The sequence below is a fragment of the Sorangium sp. So ce295 genome, from assembly GCF_051527405.1.
GTDB classification, from domain to species: Bacteria; Myxococcota_A; Polyangia; order Polyangiales; family Polyangiaceae; genus Sorangium; species Sorangium cellulosum_B.
Genome location: NZ_CP150324.1, coordinates 4,252,364 through 4,273,967, shown reverse-complemented (window position 1 = coordinate 4,273,967; position 21,604 = coordinate 4,252,364). Strand labels below are relative to the sequence as shown.

At 68.5% G+C, this 21,604-nt stretch carries 15 protein-coding genes; 11 read left to right on the top strand and 4 right to left on the bottom strand.

Going from position 1 to position 21,604, the window contains the following annotated elements:
• Window positions 1-2: 2 nt before the first annotated feature.
• Both WMF11_RS16270 and WMF11_RS16265 read right to left on the bottom strand, forming a co-directional pair.
• The gene (locus tag WMF11_RS16270) at window positions 3-3,872 is read right to left on the bottom strand and encodes a tetratricopeptide repeat protein (RefSeq protein ID WP_437978090.1); all 3,870 of its coding nucleotides are present in this window, start codon (window positions 3,870-3,872) and stop codon (window positions 3-5) included.
• A 91-nt stretch (window positions 3,873-3,963) separates the two neighbouring features.
• Entirely contained in the window at window positions 3,964-5,610 is a 1,647-nt protein-coding gene (locus WMF11_RS16265) for a tetratricopeptide repeat protein (protein ID WP_437552774.1), read from the bottom strand.
• A gap of 704 nt (window positions 5,611-6,314) precedes the next feature.
• On the opposite strand from WMF11_RS16265, the gene WMF11_RS16260 reads away from it, so the two are divergent.
• Together WMF11_RS16260 and WMF11_RS16255 are read left to right on the top strand one after the other, a co-directional pair.
• Window positions 6,315-7,166 (top strand): hypothetical protein, encoded by an 852-nt coding sequence (locus tag WMF11_RS16260; RefSeq protein ID WP_437978089.1) that lies wholly within the window; start codon window positions 6,315-6,317, stop codon window positions 7,164-7,166.
• A 241-nt stretch (window positions 7,167-7,407) separates the two neighbouring features.
• On the top strand, window positions 7,408-7,731 hold the full coding sequence (locus WMF11_RS16255) for a YraN family protein (protein WP_437552772.1): 324 nt from the start codon (window positions 7,408-7,410) through the stop codon (window positions 7,729-7,731).
• Window positions 7,732-7,816: 85 nt separating this feature from the next.
• Here the strand turns inward: WMF11_RS16255 and WMF11_RS16250 are convergent, their stop codons facing one another.
• Window positions 7,817-8,686 (bottom strand): HAMP domain-containing protein, encoded by an 870-nt coding sequence (locus WMF11_RS16250; protein WP_437552771.1) that lies wholly within the window; start codon window positions 8,684-8,686, stop codon window positions 7,817-7,819.
• Window positions 8,687-8,762: 76 nt separating this feature from the next.
• The gene (locus WMF11_RS16245; protein WP_437978088.1) at window positions 8,763-9,560 is read right to left on the bottom strand and encodes a HEAT repeat domain-containing protein; all 798 of its coding nucleotides are present in this window, start codon (window positions 9,558-9,560) and stop codon (window positions 8,763-8,765) included.
• 488 nt (window positions 9,561-10,048) lie between these two features.
• Here WMF11_RS16245 and WMF11_RS16240 point away from each other — a divergent pair, with 488 nt between their 5' ends.
• The 9 genes from WMF11_RS16240 (at window position 10,049) to WMF11_RS16200 (ending at window position 21,602) form a co-directional block, all read left to right on the top strand.
• Window positions 10,049-11,827 (top strand): carboxypeptidase regulatory-like domain-containing protein, encoded by a 1,779-nt coding sequence (locus WMF11_RS16240; protein ID WP_437978087.1) that lies wholly within the window; start codon window positions 10,049-10,051, stop codon window positions 11,825-11,827.
• 145 nt (window positions 11,828-11,972) lie between these two features.
• Window positions 11,973-13,331 (top strand): signal recognition particle-docking protein FtsY, encoded by a 1,359-nt coding sequence (ftsY, locus tag WMF11_RS16235; RefSeq protein ID WP_437978086.1) that lies wholly within the window; start codon window positions 11,973-11,975, stop codon window positions 13,329-13,331.
• A gap of 487 nt (window positions 13,332-13,818) precedes the next feature.
• The gene (locus WMF11_RS16230; protein ID WP_437978085.1) at window positions 13,819-14,682 is read left to right on the top strand and encodes an outer membrane beta-barrel domain-containing protein; all 864 of its coding nucleotides are present in this window, start codon (window positions 13,819-13,821) and stop codon (window positions 14,680-14,682) included.
• 73 nt (window positions 14,683-14,755) lie between these two features.
• Window positions 14,756-15,634: a hypothetical protein gene (locus WMF11_RS16225; protein WP_437552766.1), complete on the top strand. Its 879-nt coding sequence runs from the start codon at window positions 14,756-14,758 to the stop codon at window positions 15,632-15,634.
• 271 nt (window positions 15,635-15,905) lie between these two features.
• Window positions 15,906-16,667: a HEAT repeat domain-containing protein gene (locus tag WMF11_RS16220; protein ID WP_437552765.1), complete on the top strand. Its 762-nt coding sequence runs from the start codon at window positions 15,906-15,908 to the stop codon at window positions 16,665-16,667.
• A 242-nt stretch (window positions 16,668-16,909) separates the two neighbouring features.
• Window positions 16,910-18,571: a hypothetical protein gene (locus tag WMF11_RS16215; RefSeq protein ID WP_437978084.1), complete on the top strand. Its 1,662-nt coding sequence runs from the start codon at window positions 16,910-16,912 to the stop codon at window positions 18,569-18,571.
• Window positions 18,572-18,582: 11 nt separating this feature from the next.
• Window positions 18,583-20,031, top strand: coding sequence for a cytochrome c3 family protein (locus WMF11_RS16210; RefSeq protein WP_437978083.1), 1,449 nt, complete (start codon window positions 18,583-18,585; stop codon window positions 20,029-20,031).
• A 108-nt stretch (window positions 20,032-20,139) separates the two neighbouring features.
• Window positions 20,140-20,394: a hypothetical protein gene (locus tag WMF11_RS16205; RefSeq protein WP_044964942.1), complete on the top strand. Its 255-nt coding sequence runs from the start codon at window positions 20,140-20,142 to the stop codon at window positions 20,392-20,394.
• 59 nt (window positions 20,395-20,453) lie between these two features.
• Complete coding sequence (locus WMF11_RS16200) at window positions 20,454-21,602, top strand: hypothetical protein (protein WP_437978082.1); 1,149 nt, start codon at window positions 20,454-20,456, stop codon at window positions 21,600-21,602.
• The last annotated feature ends 2 nt before the right edge of the window (window positions 21,603-21,604 follow it).

The window sequence follows — 21,604 nt, the reverse complement described above, 5'->3', positions numbered from 1 at the left end:
CATCACTTCCTGGGTCGGGTCGTGGCCCGATCGAGCGCCGAGCCTTCCTTGGACGCGCCAGCCGCCGCCGGCGCCGCCTTCTTGTCCTCGCCCGCCTTCTTGTCCTCGCCCTCTTCCTTGTCCTTGTCCTTGCTCGCAGCCGGCTTGTCGGTCGCGGACAGCGCTTCTCGGAAGGGGGTCCCGTCGAGGTTCAGCGGCGCAGGGCGTTCGCTCATGCCGGAGTTGACCCGCGACGGCGAGCCACGGAATTCGTCGATGAGGTGGTACTCGGCGCCGTAGTTCTTCGACAGCCACACCTCGCAGGTACGCGAGTAGTCGTCGAAGTACTGGTACTTCACGGACAGGTCGAGGCAGGTCTTGAACGCGCCCTTCGCCATCTGCTTCTGCGGCTCGCTCGCCTCGTCGAGGCGCGAGTAGTACTCACCCCGGATCTCGTCGTACGAGACGTCGGTGCCCGGGACCATGCCGTGCCCCTTCCATTCCTTCGGGATGGGCGCGGCCCGGAACTCGGCGACGAACTTGCCCCACATCTGACCGACGCGCGCACCGGCCGCGATGACCCACTTCGGCGGAGGCGTCGGCTCCAGCTTGAGGATCTTCTGGTACTCGACGTCGGCCGCCTCGATCGCCGGGCGCTTCTTCTTCACCCAGTCGGCGACCTTGGTGTTGATGTGCTTGAGGACGTCCTCGCGGTTCCCGGAGCCCTTGTACTCGGGGAACTTGATCTTATCGACGTCCTTCCGCTTCTGCTCGGCGAAGTGGAAGTAGGCCTCGCCGACCGCGGTCAGCACCTTGCCGAGCCGGCGCAGCTTCTCCGGCTCCTCGCCGCCGATCGCGTCGAGCTTCTTGAGCGCGGCCGCGGGGTCCTTCCAGTAGCCGCGGACCTTGTTGTACTCGCCGTTCGCCGGGGTCACGCTCTTCGTCTGCAGCAGGACGCGCGCGTACATCGCGTGCGCCTGCACCTGAACGTCGAACGTCGCGTTGCGATCGATCTGCGGCATCGCCGTCGACAGCCGCCGGCGCGCCTGATCCCAGTCCTCGCGATCGATGTAGTGCGCGCCGATCGCGAACGCGATCTGCGCCGTCTGCGCCGGCTTCGCCTTGCCGTAGTTCTTGTTGAAGAGGTCGGCGTCCTTGATCGCCTGGTCCTCCTGACCGAGGCCGAGCCGAAGCACGACCGCGTCCTGGAGCGCCTCCGCGGCCTTCTCCCCCTTCGGGTTCTCGCGGGCGTAGCGCTCGTACCAGTTCGCCGCCTCGTCATAGACCGCGATCGCCTGGTAGTTGCCGCCGATCTCGTAGATCGACGTCTTCGCCAGCTCGGTGTTGTGGAGGTTGTACCGCGGGTCGAGCAGGATCTTGCGGGCCGAGATCGACTTGGCGATGAGGCGGGCGGCCTGGAACGCCTTCGCGGCGTTGTAGAGGACCTCCTCGCTCTTCTCGCACGCGGGCTGCTTCGCCTCGCAAGCGGCCTCGCCGTACTTCTTCCACATGTCCATGTAAGCGACGGCGGCCTTCTCATAGTTCTTGAGGGCCTCGACGCCACCGGCCGCGTCAGCAGCCTCGACGAGCTTCTGCGCGCGCAGGCGCTCGATGTCGCGCTGGATGCGGATCAGGATGCCGCACTGCTCGGCGTTCTCCTTCTCCTTGCCGCCCTTGCAGTAGAGATCGATGAACTTGGGCACATCCGCGGCCATGTCGTCGTAACAAGACGGACGCGGCGGGTCCATGTTCGCGCCGAGGACGTTGAGCGACTCGAGGTAGAGCTGAGACGCGTAGATGCCGACCTCCTTGTCGGCATGGTTCAGCGCCACGTCGCGGAACGCGAGCGCGGCCTCCTCCCAGTGCTGCGCCTCGAAGTACGTGCGGCCACGCGCGTACTTCACCTCGACGTACTGCTCCTGGGCCTCCTTGTCGTTGGCGGCGGGCTTGATGTAGCAGACGTACCGGTTGAAGGCGGTGATCATGCCCTTCTGGCTGTCACTGAAGTCCTTCGGCTGGAACTTCGCCTTCTCCGCCTTCTTGTCGCCCTTCTTGCCCGTCCCCCCGTCGGGGAGGTTGCCCGACCCCTTCTTGTCGGAGCCGTCCTTGTGGGTCTCGGTGTAGATGTTCTGGTAGCAGAGCACCGAGGCGTACGCGGCCTCAGCCGCCTGCGGGCCGTTCGGATCCTCGGCCACGACCGAGTCGAACGCGGGACCGCACTTGGCCCAGTCCTTCTGGAAGTACAGAAGGTCGGCCATCGCGTACTTGATCTTGAAGATGTTCGGCCAGTCCTCCTTCAGGATGCGGGGGAACTCGAACTTGGCGAACTGCTCCTGCTTGAAGTTGTTGACGACCTTGTCGTAGAGCTGCGCGGCGAGCTGCATCGTCTTCTTGTCGCCGGTGCCGCGCACGCCGCCCGAGCCCACCGCCTCGAGGTGCCAGGCCATCGCCGTCTCGGTCAGCAGACCGGCGGTGATGTTCGAGCACTTCAGCTTGGCGTCCGCCGGGTGCCCCTCGCCCTGGAACTTGTTGTGGACGTCGAGCTGGCGCCCGAGCTCGCCGATGATCTGGTCCTTGTTGCCAGACTTCATGGCGAGCGTCGCCTCCGCGATGTGCCCCTGGTAGACGCAGTACCTCGGGCCGCGATCGCGGGTCATCAGGTCGGTGTAGAGCTCGATGCCCTCCTTGTAGTGACCGGTGTCGAGGTAGTTCTGCCCGAGGTCGTCCATCATCTTGAACGTCTTCTCGGAGCTGCCGCCCGCGTCGCCGCTGAGCGGACGGAGGAAGTCGTGCGACTTGCGCGGGTCGCCCGCGAGCGCGTAGACGGGGATGATGTCGCGACGCGCAGAGACCGCGAGCTGCGCAGCGTTCGGCATCTGCTGGAACTGCTGCCCGTACTCGATCGTCTTCTTGAACTCGCTGATGGCGCGGGCGAAGTCGCCCTTGTTCCAGTAGACGTACCCGAGCTTGTAGTGGGCGTAGCCCCAGACCTTGTTCTCGGGCGGCGGGTACTGGGTGACCTTGACGTACGACTGCTCCGCCAGGTCCCACTTGGACGGGTCGCCCTGCGCCTCGTTGAAGAAGAGCTCACCGAAGGCGAGGTACGCGTTCGGGATGTACTTCGAGTTCGGCCAGTTCTTGATGAGCTCGAAGTAGACCTTGCGAGCGTCCTCGAGCTGCTGGGCCTGCTCGTACTCATAGGCGAGGTAGTAGAGGACCTCGTCCGTGCAGCCCGTGCTCTTCGCGGGGTCGGCCGCGTTGGTGCTCTGGCAGTACTTCGGATACTGCGTCTTCAGGTCCGTGTAGTACTTGATCGCCTGCTTGCGCGCGAGGACGAGGATCTTGTCGGCCTTGGCGATCTCGGCCCGGATCCCGGCGACCGCCTTCGGGTTCTTCCGCTTGGCCTCGTCCGCCTTGATCTGCCCCTCGGTCTTGTCGCGGAACGCCGCCGACTCGAGCTCGACGTAGCCCTCGGCGAGGCGCCGCATCAGCTTCGGCCGGTCCGGCGCGTTCTTGGGCGTCGAGGAGTACAGGCCCTCGAGCCCCTGGATCTCCGTCACGAGCAGGCTCCTCACCTTCGGGGCGAGGCGATTGCGCCGCTCGTCGCGCTGCGCCGAGGCCTGTGAAGCGGTCGGATTGGCCGGCTTCGTCAAGTCCTCGCGCTTCTTCAGCTGGATCCCCTGCGGGGCTGACTTGAAGCTCACCTGCGGCTTCTTGCCCGCCGACACCTGGAGCTTGCCGCCCGGACAGGCGGCGATCGCATCCTTCGCCGGCTGCGTGATGCACGCGTCGGCCGCCGACGCGGGGCTCGTTGTGACCGCGCACGCCGCCACGGCCAACGTACCCGCCGCCGCGCGGAGCGCATGCAGTACACCGAACTTCGACTGCTTCATCTCCATCTCCGTCCCTCCGCCACGGACCCCCGTGAGGAAGCGCTGCCTGCCCCGCGACCTCTGGCCGCGGGGCCAACCATGATGAAATCGCTCACTTGCTGCACTTCGACGTCACGACCTGCCGGTAGAAGCCGAGCTCGTCGCGCCAGTACTCGCCGTCGAACGGCCAGAGCACGTGCTCGTCGTCGGGCTTGACGACGCCGTACGTGAGCGCGTCCTCCTTCGACAGCTGGCCGCTGACGACCTGCTGATCGAGCTTGTTCCTCTCGGCCGCGGTGATGTCGATGAGGATCTTCGACGAGTCGCGGAGGTGCTCGTTGAGCTCGTCGAGGTTGCGCTGGTAGCGCTCCCGGCCGAGCGTGCCGGCGTTCCGGATCGCGAGGCTCCTCGCGAACTCGAGCGCGTCGGTCACGTCGCTGCCGACCGGAGAGTTGCGGAAGTTGGCGGGCGCCTTCTTGAACCGGTCCGCCTCCTCATCGAGGATGCGCACGTACTCCATGTTGCGGCGGAGCTGGCGGTCGGAGAGCGCGTTCTCGACGATCGGCCGGACCCTCGGCGGGATGTCGCCCTTGCCGGCGCCCACGTCCTTCAGGAACTGGAAGAAGCGCTCCTCGTTCCCCTCCCCCTGGTACCGCGTAAGGATCGACTCGAGGTCCTTCTTGATCGGCTCGTACTTCTTCTTCATCTTCGCGACGATCGTGGTCGCGTCGCCGTACTGGCAGATCGTGAACGAGACGACGGCCTTCAGGATGTCGGCCTCGGGATAGAACGAGTTCGGGAAGTAGGGCGACTCGATCGTGTGGATGTTGCCGAGCGCCTGCGGGTACAGCCCGGCCATGAAGTACGCCCAGGACTGCTCGAAGAGGCTGTCCAGCCAGTACTCGCTCGCGACGTCGACGCGGTTCCAGTACTTGACGGCGGCCGAGAGCTTCGCGGCGTCGATCGTCGGAACGTTGTTGTCGTCGAGGCGGACGGAGGCCGAGTAGTAGGTGCGCGCCATCGAGAGGAACGCGAGGTCGCGCATGCGCGCCTCGTCCTCGAGGCCCTCGACGCCCTCGTCGATCGCCTGGACGATGCGCTGGAACGACTTGACAGCCGGCACCGACTTGCGCAGCTGCACGTACGAGATGCCGCTGAAGAACTGGGCCTGGACGTAGTACTTGCTGTTCGGGTCGACCTTGGCGAAGAGGCTGATGGCCTCCTCGTAGTTCCGGTTCCGGTACTTGTAGCGGCCGAGCAGGTAGTTGAGCTGCCAGTAGAGGTCGCGCTGCTGGGGGTTGTTGAACCGCGCGATCTGCTCGGTCTTGTACTTGCCGACGCGCTCGATGATGTCCGCCGGCTCCGGGAGCTGCGTCGCGAGCTTGGACAGCCAGAGCAGCGTCTCGTTGAACTTGAGGTGGTTCGGCTTGTCGGCGATCTGCGAGAAGATCGCGTAGCTCGCCTGGTAGAACTGCATGCGGTAGAGCGCGATCGCGAGGTGGTACTGGGCGATCTGCTTGTTGCCATCGTCATCGCCGGTGTCGCCGTCGACGACGCGCTTCAGCTGCCGCGCGGCGTCGCTCCACCGCTCGCTGTCGAAGAGCCGCTTGCCCTGCGCCGCCTCCTCCGTCATCTGGCCCGCGGTCACGGGGCCCGCATCCTCGTCGGCGCTGACCTCTTTGCTGGGCTTCTTGTCGCCCTTGGCGTCCGCCTTTTCAGCCGCGACGGGCTTACCTTTGCCGGGCTGCGCATGCCCCACGGCGGGGGATAGCAACAGGGCAGAAGCTACAAGGCAGATACTCGCCACCCGGTTCCGCATCGTCGTTCCTCGCTTTCGGCGACGTAAAGATCGTGGCCCCTTCGCCCCGTTCGCGGCTCCACACACGGAGAACGCGCGCCGTAGACCCCCGAGGCAGCTCGGTCAGGAACCAAAAAGTTCAATGAGAATCAACGGATACTTGCGTGTGGCGGGGGATGGTAGGATTGTGGCGCGCAGCTTGTCAAGCGATGCCGGGCGAGGGGCCCCCTCTTGCATTCCCGTCCTGAGACACCGGGCGCCGGGCCGACCTTGGGGTTGCGCACTGCGTAGGAGTCGACGGTGGAATTATCGAACGGAGGCGCGCTCGCTTCCTTAAAGCGCGATCGCCGCGCCGTCGCCGCGCCGTCGCCGCGCCGTCGCCGCGCCGTCGCCGCACGATTGCCGCCCAGGCGGCAGCCTGACCGTCCGCTGCCAAGGGACCAGCGCGCGCAGGGTCGAACGCCTCGCACCGGCGGCGCCCGCCCACCTCGGCGACGTGGACGGGCGCGCCCCATCCGGCTGTTGACGCTCGAGGCGCGCTTCGTCTAGGGTCCAACCGCTGACGTTGTGCCTTTGAGCACCTCGACTTGAGCGTTTTCTTGCCTCCCGTCCGCGCGCCTCTGCCGAAGCGGTGGCGCGCACCGCCGCCGAAGGAGCACGTTCTGATGACCCGTTCCATTCTGTCCGGCCTGCTCGGCCTGCTCAGCGTCGTCGCAATGGCGAGCCTGCCCTCCGCGTGCGAGAGCGGCGGCGTCGGCGACCCGTGTCTGCCCGAAGACGAGTACGATTCGCAGTTCGCTGGCTTCAAGGTGACGGAAGAGAACATCGAATCGCGATCCTTCCAGTGCCAGACGCGGATCTGCCTGGTGAACCACTTCCAGGGGCGCGTGAGCTGCCCGCTCGGCCAGGAGGCGCCCGCGACGTGTGTCCCCGGGCAGGCCGGGTGCACAACCTGCGAGGAGTCGGGGACCTACGCGCCCGACTGCGAACCGTCGAGGCCGGATGGCGGCAAGAGCCAGTGCCTCAGCGGCATGTGCGACCCCGCGGGCGCCTTCTGTCGCTGCGGCGGCGACGCGGACTGCCCCGGCAGCGGCTGGATGTGCCAGGAGGGCGTCTGCAAGCTCTACCTCTGCCGCGACGGCTTCACCGGCTGCCAGGACCCGACCAAGTCGGCGGCAGAGAACGAGGGCAAAGCCTGCTGCGTGCCGGGGACCGACGACCAGGTCGCGTCGCCCGTGTGCGGCCAGTGCGCCGCCAACTCGAACCGGAACGCGCAGCAGGCGGTGTACTGCTCGTGCCGGTGCGGCGTGGCCGACGGCGAGCCGGACGACCCGAACTTCAACTTCTGCGAGTGCCCGCAGGGCTTCACCTGCTCGGAGATCCGGCCGAACGTCGGCCTCGGGGACCCGAACATCACCGGCAAGTACTGCATCAAGCAGAACACGGGTTTCGAGAACGAGGGGTCCTGCGGCGACGTGCAGGGCCGCGCCAACTCGGACCAGTGCGAAGGCTTCTAGGCGTCGGGTGACCGGCCGTCGCGGCTCGCGAAGCCCTCGCCCGACGGCGGCCGATCTGGCCGGCACCTCCCTCTCCCTCCCTCCCAGCGACGATTCGGGCTCACACGACGGCCGTCCGCCCGGGCGCACCGCCACGCGCAGCGCGCCGGCGGCTTCGGCGACGAGCCGGACCGCGATCGGGCGCGCTGGCGCTCCGGCGGCCAACGCGCGGCGAGCGCTCGGCGCGCGCGCGGAGGACGCGGTGGTCGCTCACCTCGCCGCGCAAGGCGTGGAGATCGTCGCGCGCAACGCGCGGGTCGGGCGGCTGGAGATCGACGTGGTCGCGCGCGACGGCCCCGTCATCGTGATCATCGAGGTGCGGACGCGCGGCGCCGGCTCCTACGTCCGCGCCCTCGACAGCATCGACGCGAGCAAGCGCGCCCGCGTGCGGCGAGCGGGCGAGCGGCTCTGGCGCGCCACGTTCTCGCGCGTGCGGGGCGTGGAGCGGATGCGCTTCGACGCCGCGTCCGTGACGTTCCTCCCGAGCGGAGAAGCGACGGTCGAGATCGTCAAGGCCGCCTTCTAGCGCGGCCTGAACTCTTCCTATTTTTAGCTTGATTTCGCGCTGGATTTGGATGGCGCGTGCATCGTTCGACCGCGCGCGGGCGCGATCACGCGTCGAGCTGCTCCTGCATCTCGCTGCGGAGTCGCTTCAGCTGGGAGAGGCCCTCGGGGTCGATCTCCATCGTCCCCTTCTGGGCGTGCGCCCCCGCCTCGAGCTTCTCGAGGATCGCATCCATCTTGGCGATCTTGCCCTGCTGGCGCGCCCTCAGGTCCTCGACCATCTTCTCGAACGCCTCGAAGAAGTGCTGGAGCTCGTCGCCCTTCCGGAGCTTCTCGCGCACGATCAGCTTGCCCTCGCCGACCTGACGCAGCAGCCGCTTCATCTTGAAGATCGGCCCGGCGATCTTGTGCGTGAAGACGATGCCCGCGACGCCGACGCCGAGGACGAGCAACGACAGGAGCGCGACGATGAGGCGGAGCAGCATCTGCTGGTTGTTCGCGACGTCGGCGGCCTGCCGCTCGAGCGCCTCCGCCCGCTGCTGCAGCGTGGCCGCGTCGCGCTCGAGCCGCGACTGCTCGTCCTTGAGCTTGCTCTCGTCGAGCTGCGCCGCCTCGCCGAACGTCTTCGCGAGCTCGGGGTCGTCCTTGTACTCCTTCGCGATGTTCATCGCGACGACCTCGCTGACCCGACGGCTCTGGACGAGCACCTCCTGGCCGCGCTTGACGGTCTCCTGACCCTGACGGACGGTCTCCTGCCCCTGCTGCACGGCGCTGCGGCTCTGCTCGATGATCTTCGAGCTCGCGTTCCAGAGGAGGATCCCGAGCGCCACGGAGAGCGCAAGGCTGATCCCCACGAGGAACCCCGTGTATTTCAGCTGGAAGTTCTGGTCGAGCAGGTAGTTCCGCGCGCTCCGCTGGTAGCGCGCTCTGACCTCCGGCGCGGAGGTCTGCGGGGCCGTGCTGGAAGCGTCGCTCATGGGATCCTCGAAGCTGGCTGGAGATGACAAGGGTCGTGAGGCACTGGAAAAGCCAATATCGAGCAGCGAAGGTGCGTCACAGCGAGGCGACGACCTTGTGGAAGGTCTCGACCGCGTTCTCGACGCACATCTTCATCAGGATGTTCTCGCTCTGGACGTCTTTCTTCGGGGTGCCGCTCTGCGTGAGCTTCGGCGCGAACTCACCCTGGAGCGACTTGGACGGATAGGTCCACATGCTGACGCGGACCACCTGGGTGAGGTTGCCGCCCTGGTACACGGCGGGCTCGACCGTGGCGAGGAGATAGAAGCCTTTCAGCTTCTTGCCGTTCAGAATCTTCTTGCCTTGCGCCACCGTCTCGCCCTTGGGGGCGACCGCGTAGCCGGCCTTCGCGAGGATCTTCGACTGTATCGCGGCGCGCACGAGCGGCTCGATCTCGGACTCGGGGCGGCCGCTCTTGTTCGTGATCTCGATGGCCACGTAGTACTTCGTGTCCGCGCCCGGAGGCGGCGGCGCCGCCGAGCCGCTCCCGCCGCCGCCGCCGCCGCCGGCGGACAGCGCGGCGATCGACTTCTGCATCTGCGACTTGACGGCCGGCGTCTGCTCGCGGCCCTCGGCGCGCTCCAGGCACGCGAGCCCCGCGGGCTTACCGAGCTTGCCGAGCGCCGCTGCCGCCGCGACCTTGACGGACGCGTTGCCGTCCGTGAGCGCGTCGCAGAGCGGCCTCGTGGCGGCGTCGTCTCCTGACGCGCCGAGCGCGAGCGCCGCCTGCGTGCGGACGCGATAGTCCTCGTTGGTCCTGAGCTGGTCGGCGAGGTAGCTCGTGCGCTGATCCGCGTAGAGCCTCGTGGGTATCAGCGAGAGTACAAGCGTCACAACCAGCAACACGAGCACTGAAAAGGGCCGACGCATTCCACGTCCGACGATACACGAGCGCATCGCCGCCGTGGCGATCGGATCAGCGGGTCTACACCCGAAAATTGGTGCGCACACGCTCGCACTTTTGCCTTGCATTCGCTCGCTCCTCGCTGCGACCAGACTGGACGGTTTGACGCGGCCTGCTCGCGGCGCTTCAACCCGTGAACCATGTTGGGCTCACGGCGAACACGGCTTCACCATCCGCTTATCTACCCACCGCTGCCGCCATCGACCCGACGCGCTGCCGCGAGCTCGCGTGCACGTCCGCTCACGTCCGCTTACGTCCGCACTCGCCGCTTGCTCGCTCGCTCGCGGCACGCACACCACGCCCGCCGGGCGAGCGCGAGCTCGGCACGACTTCGGATCGGCTTCCTCTTGCCCGTGCCGCGCCGGCGTGACCGATAATGCGCGACCATGACGAGGAGCTCGCCGGAGGCGTTCGGGAGATGCGCGGACTGAGACGATGCCTGCCGTGGGCGCTCCTCGCGGCCACGGCGCTCGCGGCGGCGCCCGCGGCGCACGCGCAGACGCAAGGTGCGCCGCTCCGCATCCATGTGCGCGGAAGCGCGCAGATCGAGGCGGTCGCATGGACCGAGCCCGACGGGTTCGTCGTGCGCGGAAGCGTGGTCGACGACGCGCGGAGCGCGATCGCGGAGGCGCCGCTCTCCCTCGATGCCCTCACGAGCGCCGGCGCCCCCGCGGTCCTGCCGGCGGCCTTCGGGTGCGGGGCCGACGGCGCGGCGCGCGCACGCGAGCCCCGCCCCTCGCAAGGCGGCTACGTGATCGCGACAGACGAGCGCGGCGGGTTCTGCCTCCGCGGGCGCGCGCCGCTCGCGGACGCGACGCTGCGCATCCGGTTCGCAGGGGGAAAGCTCTACGACGCGGTCGAGGCGAAGATCCCGCTCGAGGCGCGCGCGGCCCCGCTCGCGCCGGTGATCCTCCGGTTCGATCCGCCGGTCGACGCGGTCGATCTCGATCGCCCGACGGTGAACGTCACCGTGGCGCTCCGGCTCGATCGCAGCGGCGCGCGCGGCGTCGGGAGCGGCGCGCCGTTCGAGCGCGAGCGCCTCCCGGTCGTGCTCGAGGACGAGCGCGGCGCGCGGCTCGCGGAGGCTCCGACCGGCGGCGACGGCCGCGCGCGCTTCGAGCTCCCGACCGAGCGCCTCGACGGCGCCGGCCAGGGCGTGCTGCGCGCGCGCTTCGATGGCACCGCCACGCTGGCGAAGGCGAGCGTCAGCCAGAGCGTCGTCCGGTACGCGCAGGTCACGCTCGATCTGTCGCATCCTGTCGAGCCGGCGCGCGCGGAGGACGGCGTGCCGATCGACGTCGAGGTGCGCTCGTCCCGCGGCCCGGTCGAGGGCGGCGTGGTCGAGGCGCTGCGCGCGGGCGAGCCCGTCGGGGCGGCCACCGTGGCCGGCGGCAAGGCGCGGGTGATCGCCGCGTTCACCGCCGAGCGAGCGGGGACGGTCCCGATCTCGCTCCGCTACGTGCCCGCCTCGCCTTGGTGGATCCCCGGCGCGGAGCTCGCGATCGACGTGCCCGTCGCGGGCCCAGGGGCGTGGCGGCAGATCGCGCTCGGCGCCGCCGTCCTCGCCATCGCGGGCTGGGTGCTCGGCGGCTGGCGGCGGGCGCCGAAGCGCGCCGCAACGACGCGCGCGGGCGACGAGCGGCCCGTCGCGCCGCCCGGCCGCGCCGGCGTGCGCGTCATGGGGCCGCTCGAGGGCGCGACCGGCTGGCGTGGCGCCGTCGCCGACGCGCATGACGGAACGCCCATCGCGCGCGCCGAGCTCGTGATCGTCGTCCCCGCCTTCGACGGCAGCGGCGTCATCGCCCGCGCGCAGACGGACGACGTCGGCGAGTTCTCGATCGAGGCGCCGTACCGGAGCGACGCGAGGCTCGTGGTCCGCGCGCCGATGCACAGCAGCCATGAGCAGGCGCTCCCGTCGCCGAGCAAGCTGGGCATCGCGCTGGTCACGCGGCGCCGCGCCGTCCTCGATCGCCTCGTGCGCTGGGCGCGGCGCCAGGGGGCGCCCTTCGAGGGGCCGCCGGAGCCGACGCCCGGGCACGTGCGCCGGGTGGCGAGCAGGGTTCAGCAGCGCGAGGTCGAGCTCTGGGCGAGCCGGATCGAGCACGCCGCCTTCGGTCCCGATCCCGTGGACGAGCGGATCGAGCAGGACCTCGGGGCGTCGGAGCCCAAGCCGGGCGCCGCGCCGCTGGCCCCGTGAGCCAGGCGCACGGGGCCCGCGGAGCGCCGGCCCCGTCGCCGCGCCGATCTGCCGTTTCGCTGGTCGGATCGCGCCCCCGCGCGACCGCACGTTGACGTATGGGGTGCGTCCCATATAGTCGGCTCCCTCGCCGGAGAACGCCAACGTGGAAATCGCCCTAATTATCGTCGGCCTCGTCGTGGTGGCGGCGATCGTCTACTTCGTCACGAAGAAGGCGCCGCCACCGGAGATCGCAGCGCCCCCCGAACCGAAGAAGCTCCAGGAGAAGGCGAAGCAGCCCTCCGAGAAGCCGGCGGACAAGCCGACCGAGAAGCCGCGTGCCCCGAAGAAGCCTCCGGCGGAGGAAGCTCCTCCGGCGAAGGCGAAGGAGCCCGCGCCGCAGGAGGAGCCGCCCGCGGCGGCGCCCGCCCCTGTCGAGGCGCCCGTCGCGCCGCCGCCCGCCGTCGAGCCGGCGGCGACCGCGGCCGCGGAGGCGCCCATCGCGCCCGCGATCGAGGCGCCGGCCGTCAAGCCGGCCGCCAGGCCAGCGCGGGAGACCGCGCCTCCGGCCGCGCGCAAGCGAGACATCGAGGGGCTCCGCAAAGGCCTCACGAAGGTGCGGGAGAGCGAGGGGTTCTTCGGCCGGCTGAAGGCGCTGTTCGCCGGCAAGAAGGAGATCGATCCCAACGTCGTCGAGCAGATCGAAGAGGTGCTGCTCACCTCGGACGTCGGCGTGAAGACGACAGAGCTCCTCCTCGACGAAATTCGGTCGGCGCTCAGCAGGAACGAGCTCGCCGACACCGACAAGGTCTGGGACGCGCTGCGCGAGCACGCGAAGCGGATCCTGCGCGTCGGCGCCGGCGGCGGGCTGCCGTTGAAGGCGCAGCCCACCGTGGTGATGGTGGTCGGCGTGAACGGCGTGGGAAAGACGACCACGATCGGCAAGCTCGCGACGCAGCTCAAGGCCGAGGGCCGGACGGTGGTGCTCGCGGCGGGCGACACGTTCCGGGCGGCGGCGGTGCAGCAGCTCAACGTCTGGGGCAAGCGCGTCGGCTGCGAGGTCGTGCGCGGCAAGGACGGCGCGAACCCCGGCGCGGTGATCTTCGACGCGATCCAGAAGGCGAAGGACACCGGCGCCGACGTGGTGCTCGCCGACACCGCCGGCAGGCTGCACACGAAGACGAACCTCATGGAGGAGCTGTCCCGGGTCGCGCGCACCATGAACAAGGCGCTCGAGGGCGCGCCTCACGAGACGCTGCTCGTGCTCGACGCGACGAACGGCCAGAACGCCATGCAGCAGGCCGCGCTCTTCAAGGAGGCGCTGCCGATCACCGGCATCGTGCTGACGAAGCTCGACGGCACCGCCAAGGGCGGCGTCATCCTCGGCATCTGCGCCGAGCACGGGCTGCCCGTCCGGTACGTCGGCATCGGCGAGCGCGCGGAAGACCTCCGCGAGTTCGAGCCCGACGAGTTCGTCGAGGCGATGCTCGGCCGCGCCAGCGGCTCCGAAGACGCGGCCGCCTGACGCGCGGTCCGCGGCGTGAGCGCCGGCGGCGCTCGATCTCTCCTCACCACCCAATCGCGCGGCTCGACACCGGTCCAACCAACGGGCGATGGCTCCGATGTCTCAGCACGCCGCGCCTCTGCCGCTGAACCCGTCAGGCGTCACCACCGTCGCGCCCTCGGCGCAAGCACACCGGCGATCCGGGCCCGCGGTGATTGTGCAGCGGCTCTGCCGCTCGCCGCGTGTCCACCCGCCGGGCCCCCTCTGCGACGCCGCCGGTCGTCCGTGGCAAAAGGATTTGGTTGTTGATCCTTTTATTTTCGACGTGATATAGTCCGTCGGGCTTGGCGGTTGACCGAATTATTTAATGAATTCGAGTAGTTAGGAAGCTGTACTACCTGGGCGATCGATCGCTCGCATCGCACGGACTTTGGAAGGGATGGCGATGAACCAGGCTCGCGTGGGGCTTCTCGTTGCGGCTGCGCTGGTCGCGATGCCGCTTACGGCGTTGGCTCAGCCAAAAGAGCAACCCAAGGAAATCAACCTCGACGAGCCAGAGACTCCTGCCGAAGGCACGGAGCCGGTGGAGGCGCCCGCGGCCCCTGCCGAGGGCGGCGAGACGACGGGGCTTGGGGACATCTGTGCGATCGACCCGACGGCGTGTCCCACGATCAATTTGGAGAAGGAGGCCGCGAAGGATCTCAGAAACGAGACCTACGCGGTGCAGCAGATCTACGCGCTGCGCTACCACCGCTTCGAGGTGAACCCGTACTTCGGGCTGACGATGAACGATCAGTTCGTCGGCCACAACGGGCCGGGGCTCGCGGTCAACTGGTACCTCACCAACGTCCTCGCGATCGGGGTCAACGGCAACTGGTACGGTGCCCTCAACACGCCGTCGGACTTCAACTTCCAGACGAGCAGGGCGGCGCGTATCGGCGAGCCGATCACCGAGTATCAGTGGAACGCGAATGCGAACTTCACGTACGTCCCCGCGTACGGCAAGTTCGCCGGGTTCAGCGACTTCATCTTCCACTACGACTTCTTCGTGCTGGGCGGTGTCGGCGCGATCTCGACGAGGCCCATGGCCGTCGTCGATCCCGACAACCGCACCTTCGACTGGAAGCCGAAGCTCTCGTTCCACGTCGGCGGTGGCCTCCGCATCTTCTTCAACCGCTGGTTTGCGGCGATGTTCGAGGTCAGCGACTACATCTTCTTCGACGAGCTCGAGAACCCCAGCGTCGACACGAACAACCCTCAGGACAAGAGCACCTGGCTCGCCGAGGGGAAGAGCTTCACCAACAACGTACAGGCGCAGGTCGGGCTGTCGGTCTTCCTGCCGTTCTCCTGGGAATACCGGCTGCCGAAGTGAGGACTTTGGACGCGGGGACGCGCAGACGCTGAGCGCGAGACATAGGATGATTCAGCCAAAGACGGGGACAGGCATGATGCGTCGATTCGTCCAGAGCCTCTGCACCGTGGTGGCAGGGCTTACCGGCTGTGCACTTCTGATGACGGCTGCGCCCGCGGAGGCGCAGGAGATTCAGCTCACGGGCCCTCTGGCCGGCGCGCCGGCCGTGCGGAAGCTCCGGCTCCACCGTGACGGGCGGTTCGAGGTGGCTCCAGGCGCATCGTTCACGCTGCTGGACGAGTACCGGCGGACGATCATGCCGGGCCTGCGGCTCACCTACCACTTCACGGACTGGCTCGGCTTCGGCGCCTGGGGCGGGTACGGGTTTCAGTACAACACCGGGTTGACGGACGAGCTCCAGCGCGTCGCGATCGACGGGCGTAACTGCGACACCCAGCCGTTCACGAAGGCGTGCCAGCTGACCAGGGTCAACCTGACCAAGGGCGACCTGACGAAGGATCAGCTCGGACAGATCCAGTGGGTCGCAGCGCCACAGGTCACGGTCGTTCCCTTCCGCGGAAAGCTGGCGCTGTTCGCCGAGCTCTTCGTTGACACCGACGTGAGCTTCTTCGCGGGAGCCGCGGCGATCGGCGTGAAGGAGCGCAAGGAGTGCGGCACGACCAACCAGAACGCCTGCGCGGAGACCTTCGGGCTCGAGAGCCGCATGGCCTTCGCGCCGACGTTCGGCCTCGGCTGGAACTTCTACCCGTCGGACTTCATCGGCTTCGGAGCGGAGTGGCGCGCCCTGCCGTTCGCATGGAATACTTCGGGCTTCGACAACCACGGGCTCGGAACCGACGAAGCGTTCCCTGACCGCAAGGTGGACGACAAGGACCGCGAATTCCACTTCACGAGCATGGTCACCGTGAGCCTGAGTATTCAATTCCCCACCGGCATCAAGACGACCGAGTAGACGGCTGCGCCGGCTCGCGGTGACCGAGCCGGTCCGCCCGGGATAGCTCGGGCGGGAGGCCCCCCTCTACCGGGAGCCACTCTGGCGGGGTGCAGGTTCGCGTGATACGGGCTCAGCCGCTAGGCAAGCGCGTGGGCGTACCAAAGTGCGCCGCAGCGAGCCGAACTAGCGGATGAGCCCGTAGCGCACGAAGATGCGCCCCGCTATAGATCGGGCCACGATCGCCGGGTAGCTCGGACCGGGCGGCGGGGACAGCCACCAGAGGTCAGCGTTGGGTATTTTCGATTTTCTCCGCAAAAGCAATCCCCCTGCCGGGGGCGCCCCCTCCGACAAGAAGGTGGCCGGGCCTGCGAAGGTCGTCGCGGACAAGCGCGCTCAGACGTACGACCGCCTTGACGCCATCCAGTCGCTCGCCGCGATGAAGAGCGCGGATGCGGCGGCGGCGCTGCTCAGGCGCTTCACGTTCTCGATCGACCCCTCCATCACGGATCAAGAGGAGAAGGATCTGGCCTTCCGGGGGATCGTCGATGCGGGCAAGGACGCAGTGCCCGCCGTGGTCGAGTTCTGCATCAAGGCCGAGGCGCTCACCTGGCCGCTCAAGATCCTGCGGGCGCTGCTCGACGACACCGGGTACCGGACCGAGCTCGTCCAGCTGCTCGACCGCTTCGACACGGAGTATGCGCGCAACGTCGAGCCGAAGCAGCAGCTCATCATGGCGCTGGGCGACATCAAGGGCGACGACGTGCGGGTGGCGGTCGAGCGGTTCCTCGACGACGTCAACGAGACGGTCCGTTTCCACGCCGTGCAGACCATCTTTTCCCAGGGCGATGAGGCGAGCGTGCCAGCGCTGGTGAAGATGCTCGCGACCGAGGAGTCGGTCCGGGTGAAGAACAAGGTCGCCGAGGGGCTGATGACCCGGGGCTGGACGGTGCCGGCCGAGCTGCGGAGCAGCGCGAGCCAGGCGCTCCAGGACTCGAACGGCTTCAGCGTGGGCTCGGACGGCAAGCTCCGGAAGGGCGCTGGATACAGCTGACCCGGCGCGCGTCGTGAGAAGTCCGTTCGTCCTGCGATCAGGTTGACAGCATCACCGCACGTGGACGAAACTCCACGCCATGCTTGTTCAGCCCTCGGCGGTAGCTGAGAGCGAAGCCGCGCAGACCGGCCCGCACAAGACGAAAGCGAGCGCAGTCCGTGATTGAGCACCGCTCATGGATGGCGGAGCTTCCGTCACGACCTCGTCCCCGGCGCTCCAGCGACGCGCGCCCAGGCACGCTCGTGGGGAGCGCCCGTCGCGTCCTCCTCTGTCGCCTCCCCCTGTCACGCGCGCTCGCCGCGGCGTGCCTGCTGCCTTGCGCGCTCGCCGCGCGCAGCGCGGCCGCAGCCGACTTCGAGGTCGAGTCGACGACCGGCGTCCAGGCCTACGAGGTCGCGGGCCCCTGGGGCGACACGAACATCGAGCGGCGGCGGCTCCTTCAGACGCTGGGGCTCGCCGTCTACAACCTCCAGGGCGACTCCGCCCCAGGCGAGGCCGACTACTCGGCGACCGTGCGGCTCCGGCTCGACGCGGACTTCGGGATGAATGGCCACCTCGACGGCGCGCAGCGGGGCGGCGAGACCGACTACAGCATCGATGGCGGCTCGCGCTACATCCCTGGGCTGCGCGAGGCGCCCCTCGATCTGATGTACGCGTACGTCGAAGGGCGGAACGTCGCCAGCGGGTGGCTCGGCTTCCGGGTCGGCCGCCAGTACGTGAGCGACGTGCTCGGGTGGTGGTCGTTCGACGGCGCGCTCGTCCGGGTGACGACGCCCTACTACGTTCAACTCGAGGCGTACGGCGGGCTCGAGCAGCGCGGCGGCCTCCCGCTCTCGACATCGCGCTTCGAGCGGCAGGGGATCTGGCGCGGCAGCCACCGGGGATTCGGTGACGACCGTACGCAGCCCGGGAGCGCAGCCGATTTCCCGTCGTACCAGGAGGCCGATCTGGCGCCGGCGTTCGGCGTCGCGCTCGAGAGCGCCGGTCCGAACTACATCCACGGTCGCCTGACCTACCGCCGCGTTTACAACCTGGGAACCTCTGTCACCCAGCAGTTCCCGGATCCGGACGGAGGCGTCCGGACGTCCGATGCGTCGCGCATCTCGCAGGATCGGCTCGGGTACGCCGCCAACCTCAACAAGCCCGATCTCGGCGGCATCAAGGGCGGAGTGACCTACGACTTCTACAACCAGCTCGTCGGCTCGTTCTACGGCGGCCTGGAGGTGTACGCCGGGAGCCGGGTCACGCTGGGGGCGGACGTCGACTACTTCGTTCCGACGTTCGACGCTGACTCGATCTGGAACTGGTTCACCCACGATCCCATCACCACGATCACCGGACGGGCGGCGGTGGACATCACCCGCGAGATCGATGTCGCGGCCTGGGGCGGCACGCGGATGTGGATCGCCGAAGGCAACCCGGAGGAGTTCGGCGCTGGCCAGTGCGAGGCGGTGGATCGACCGGGCTGCGTCGGCGCGACGTCGCTCGATCCGAACGACGGCGATCTCCGCGACTACGCGCGCGACGAGGAGAACCGCGCCACGACGATCTCGACCGATGTGCTCGCGAACCTCGCGGGCCGCTACCGCACGCGCACGACGTCGGTCGAGCTCCGCGGGATGCTGCAGACGGGGGAGCGCGGGCGGCGGACGGGGGCCGATCTCTCGGGAGAGAAGCGGCTGAGCGGGCAGCGCTACGCGCTCGGAGCGCGGATGTCGCTGTACAACTGGGAGGATCCGCTCAGACCGGACCGGGGCGCTACGTCGTTCGGATATGTCCTCGGGGCCGGGTATCGGCCGGGCGAGGCCGCGGATTTCAAGCTCGAGTGGGAGCACGACATGAATCGGCTGGTGGGCCAGCGCTTCCGGGTCGTCGGCCTCGTGAACCTGCGGGTGGCGCCGTGAGCGAGGATCGCATGGACGCAAGACAGGACGGACGCCGCCGCGCTCGGCGAGACGAGGCGAGGTTCGTCCCTGGGTGGGTCGCGATCGTCGCGTGCCTTGGCGCGCTGGCGCTCGCGATCGTGGGGCCCGAGGCGGCTGCCCAGCCGAGGCCGCCGGCGGCAGCAGGCGACGACAGCGCCGAGGCGGCAGAGGATGACGCGGAGGAAGGCGACGCCGAGGGAGAGGCGCCCGCCAAGGCGCCGCGCGGCGGGTACACGTCGGGCCTCCACCCGATGCCCGACGACGCGGAGGTGCCGCTGGCGTGGATGCCGCCTGGGACGAGCGCGACCCCGGTCCCGAGCGACGAGATCTACCCCCCGCAGACGCTGACGATCCGGTTCAACCACAAGAAGCACGTCAAGGGGCTCAAGCAGACGTGCAAATCGTGCCACGGCGCGGCCTACACGAGCGGCGCAGTGACGGACCGGCTGCTGCCGAAGCCGAGCGAGACGTGCGACAACTGTCATGATGTCGATCACTCCGACCTCACCCAGGTGAAGGCGGGGACGAACGAGAACGGACAGTGTGTGTACTGCCATATCGGGGAGAACGCTGGCAGCGACGGAAAGGTGGCGCCGCTCGTGCTGCCGCACGCGAACCTCCGCTTCCCTCACGCGAAGCACGTGAGCCGCAACATCAAGTGCAGCCAGTGCCACGGCCGCGTCGACCGGATCGAGCTCGCTACCCGTGATCAGCTGCCGCGCATGGCCGGCTGCTTCACGTGCCACAACATGAGCGGCGCGGCCCAGGGTGAGGCGAAGAGCGACTGCGACGTCTGCCACCTGACCCGCCCTGACGGGCGGCTCGTGACGGCGTTCGCCACGGGCGATCTGCTGCCGCCCGCGTGGCTGCACAGCGCGGGGCACACGCCCGACTGGCTCGAGCGGCACAAGCAGATCGCCGCCAACGACAGCGCCTTCTGCGGGTCATGCCACAGCGCGAACTACTGCACCGACTGCCACGACGGGAAGATCCGTCCGCGCAACGTCCACCCGAACGACTTCCTCTCGATGCACCCGCAAGCGGCCCGGCAGGACAATCCTCGCTGCGTGAGCTGCCATCAGGAGCAGACGTTCTGTGCGGACTGTCACCGGCGGACGGGCGTGGCGCGCGACGCGCCGAGCGCAGCGCGGCCCGCGGGGCGCCGCTTCCATCCCCCGCCGGCGGAGTGGACCACGGCGCCGCGGAGCGCGAAGCACCACGCCTGGGAAGCAGAGCGAAACCTGAATGCGTGCGTTTCCTGCCACACCGAGCGGGACTGCGCGACCTGCCACGCGACGCGCGGGGCGTCAGGCGGGCAAGGGCTGAACCCGCACCCGCTCGGGTTCGAGAGCAAGTGCAAGACGGCGTTCTCCCGGAACCCGCGTCCGTGCCTGGTGTGCCATCAGTCGAGCGACAGGTTCGTGCAGCGGTGCCAATGAAAAGTCAAAATCCGTCAGTATATTCCTTGCCCTGGCCTTCCAGCGACGGGTATAGCGAAGTGCGCGCGGCTTCCCTAACGATCGCCGCGAACGCCAAGGAGAACGGGCGTGAAGGAGCTGATCAAGTACCTGATCGACAACCTCTATCTCGATTTCCAAGGGGAAATCACGCTGGAGACAGTGCGGGGCTTCCTCCGCGAGGACGACGGACGGGAGGCACGCCAACTTTTGTCGAAGCTCATCGAGGAGAAAGGGGTAGACGACATGCTGATCACGCTGGCCGACTGTCTCAAGGAGCACATTCAGTCCGGGGTAAACGAGAAGGTCGTCCGCGAGCAGCTCTCGCTCTACTCCGAGAGCTGAGCACGCTGGCTCGCGCCACACGCCTCACCCCCCTCCCCCTCTGCCTGCAGGCGGCCCTCGTGACGGCCGGCTGCGACGTGGGGGAGGCCATGCTCCAGCCGATCGACGCCCCTCCTGTCCAGCTGATCGAGGCACGCGCCACGACCAGCCTCGACCAGAACTACCAGCCCGTCCGCACCGCGCTCGATCCCGCCGGCACGACCGAGGTCCTGTCGACCGCTAGCTTCGTGCTGAAGTTCGATCGTTACCTGCTGCCGAGCTCGGTGAGCGCCACGGTCGGCGCCGAATCCGTGTGCGTCTCGGGCGATCTGGCGACGGTCCAGACCTACGCGGACTGCGTCAATCCGATCGCCCTGGCGCCCACGTACAACCCTGTCCAGCGGGAGGTCATCTTCCGCCAGATCGAAGGCACGCCGGGCCTGGTTCCCGGGACCCGGTATGCGCTGACGGTCTTCAAGCCGGCGGACGAGGCTGCGCCGTCCGGCATCCGCGCGTTCGACGGCGCGCCCCTCGGCGGCAACACGCGCATCGAGTTCTCCGTCGCGGCGACGAACCCGCCTCAGGCGATGCCGGAGCGCCCGCCGAGCGGCGACTTCTTCTGCCAGCGAGACCTCGAGTGCGTCACGGCCACGGCGGCTTGCCAGGGAGACGCTCCCATGGATCCGACGTGCGTCACCTGCGTGAGGGGCGCCGCGTACTACCTCTTCTACGGCTGCTTCGGGTGCCACAGCGGCGCGAGCGCCGCCGCAGGGCTGGACCTGAACCTGGGCATGGCGTTCAACCAGCTCGATCCGCTGCTCGAGACCGCGATCGGGCGCACCGCGCACCAGACCCAGATGGGCGAGAAGGCGCACGTGGGGGAGGCATCCCCGGAGCGCTTCGGCAGGGCCATGCCGCTCATCGACCCGGGAAACCCGGGGAACAGCTACCTGCTCTACAAGATCCTCATCGGGCAGAGCGCGCTCGACCCCTCCTTGCCCGCCGATGCGGCGGAGAAGCTCCGCCAGGAGAACGAGCGGCTGCAGGCGGCGTTCGTGGTGGGGATGCCGATGCCGCCCCCGCCATCCAACCCCATCTTCTGGTTCCATCCCCAGGGGCCGGACGATCAGAACACAACGCCCTACGTGGACGGCATGGACATCCTGTCCGCGTGGATCCTCAACGGCGCCGCGCCGCGAGACTGCTCCGCCCCGGCTGCCTCGCCCTGACG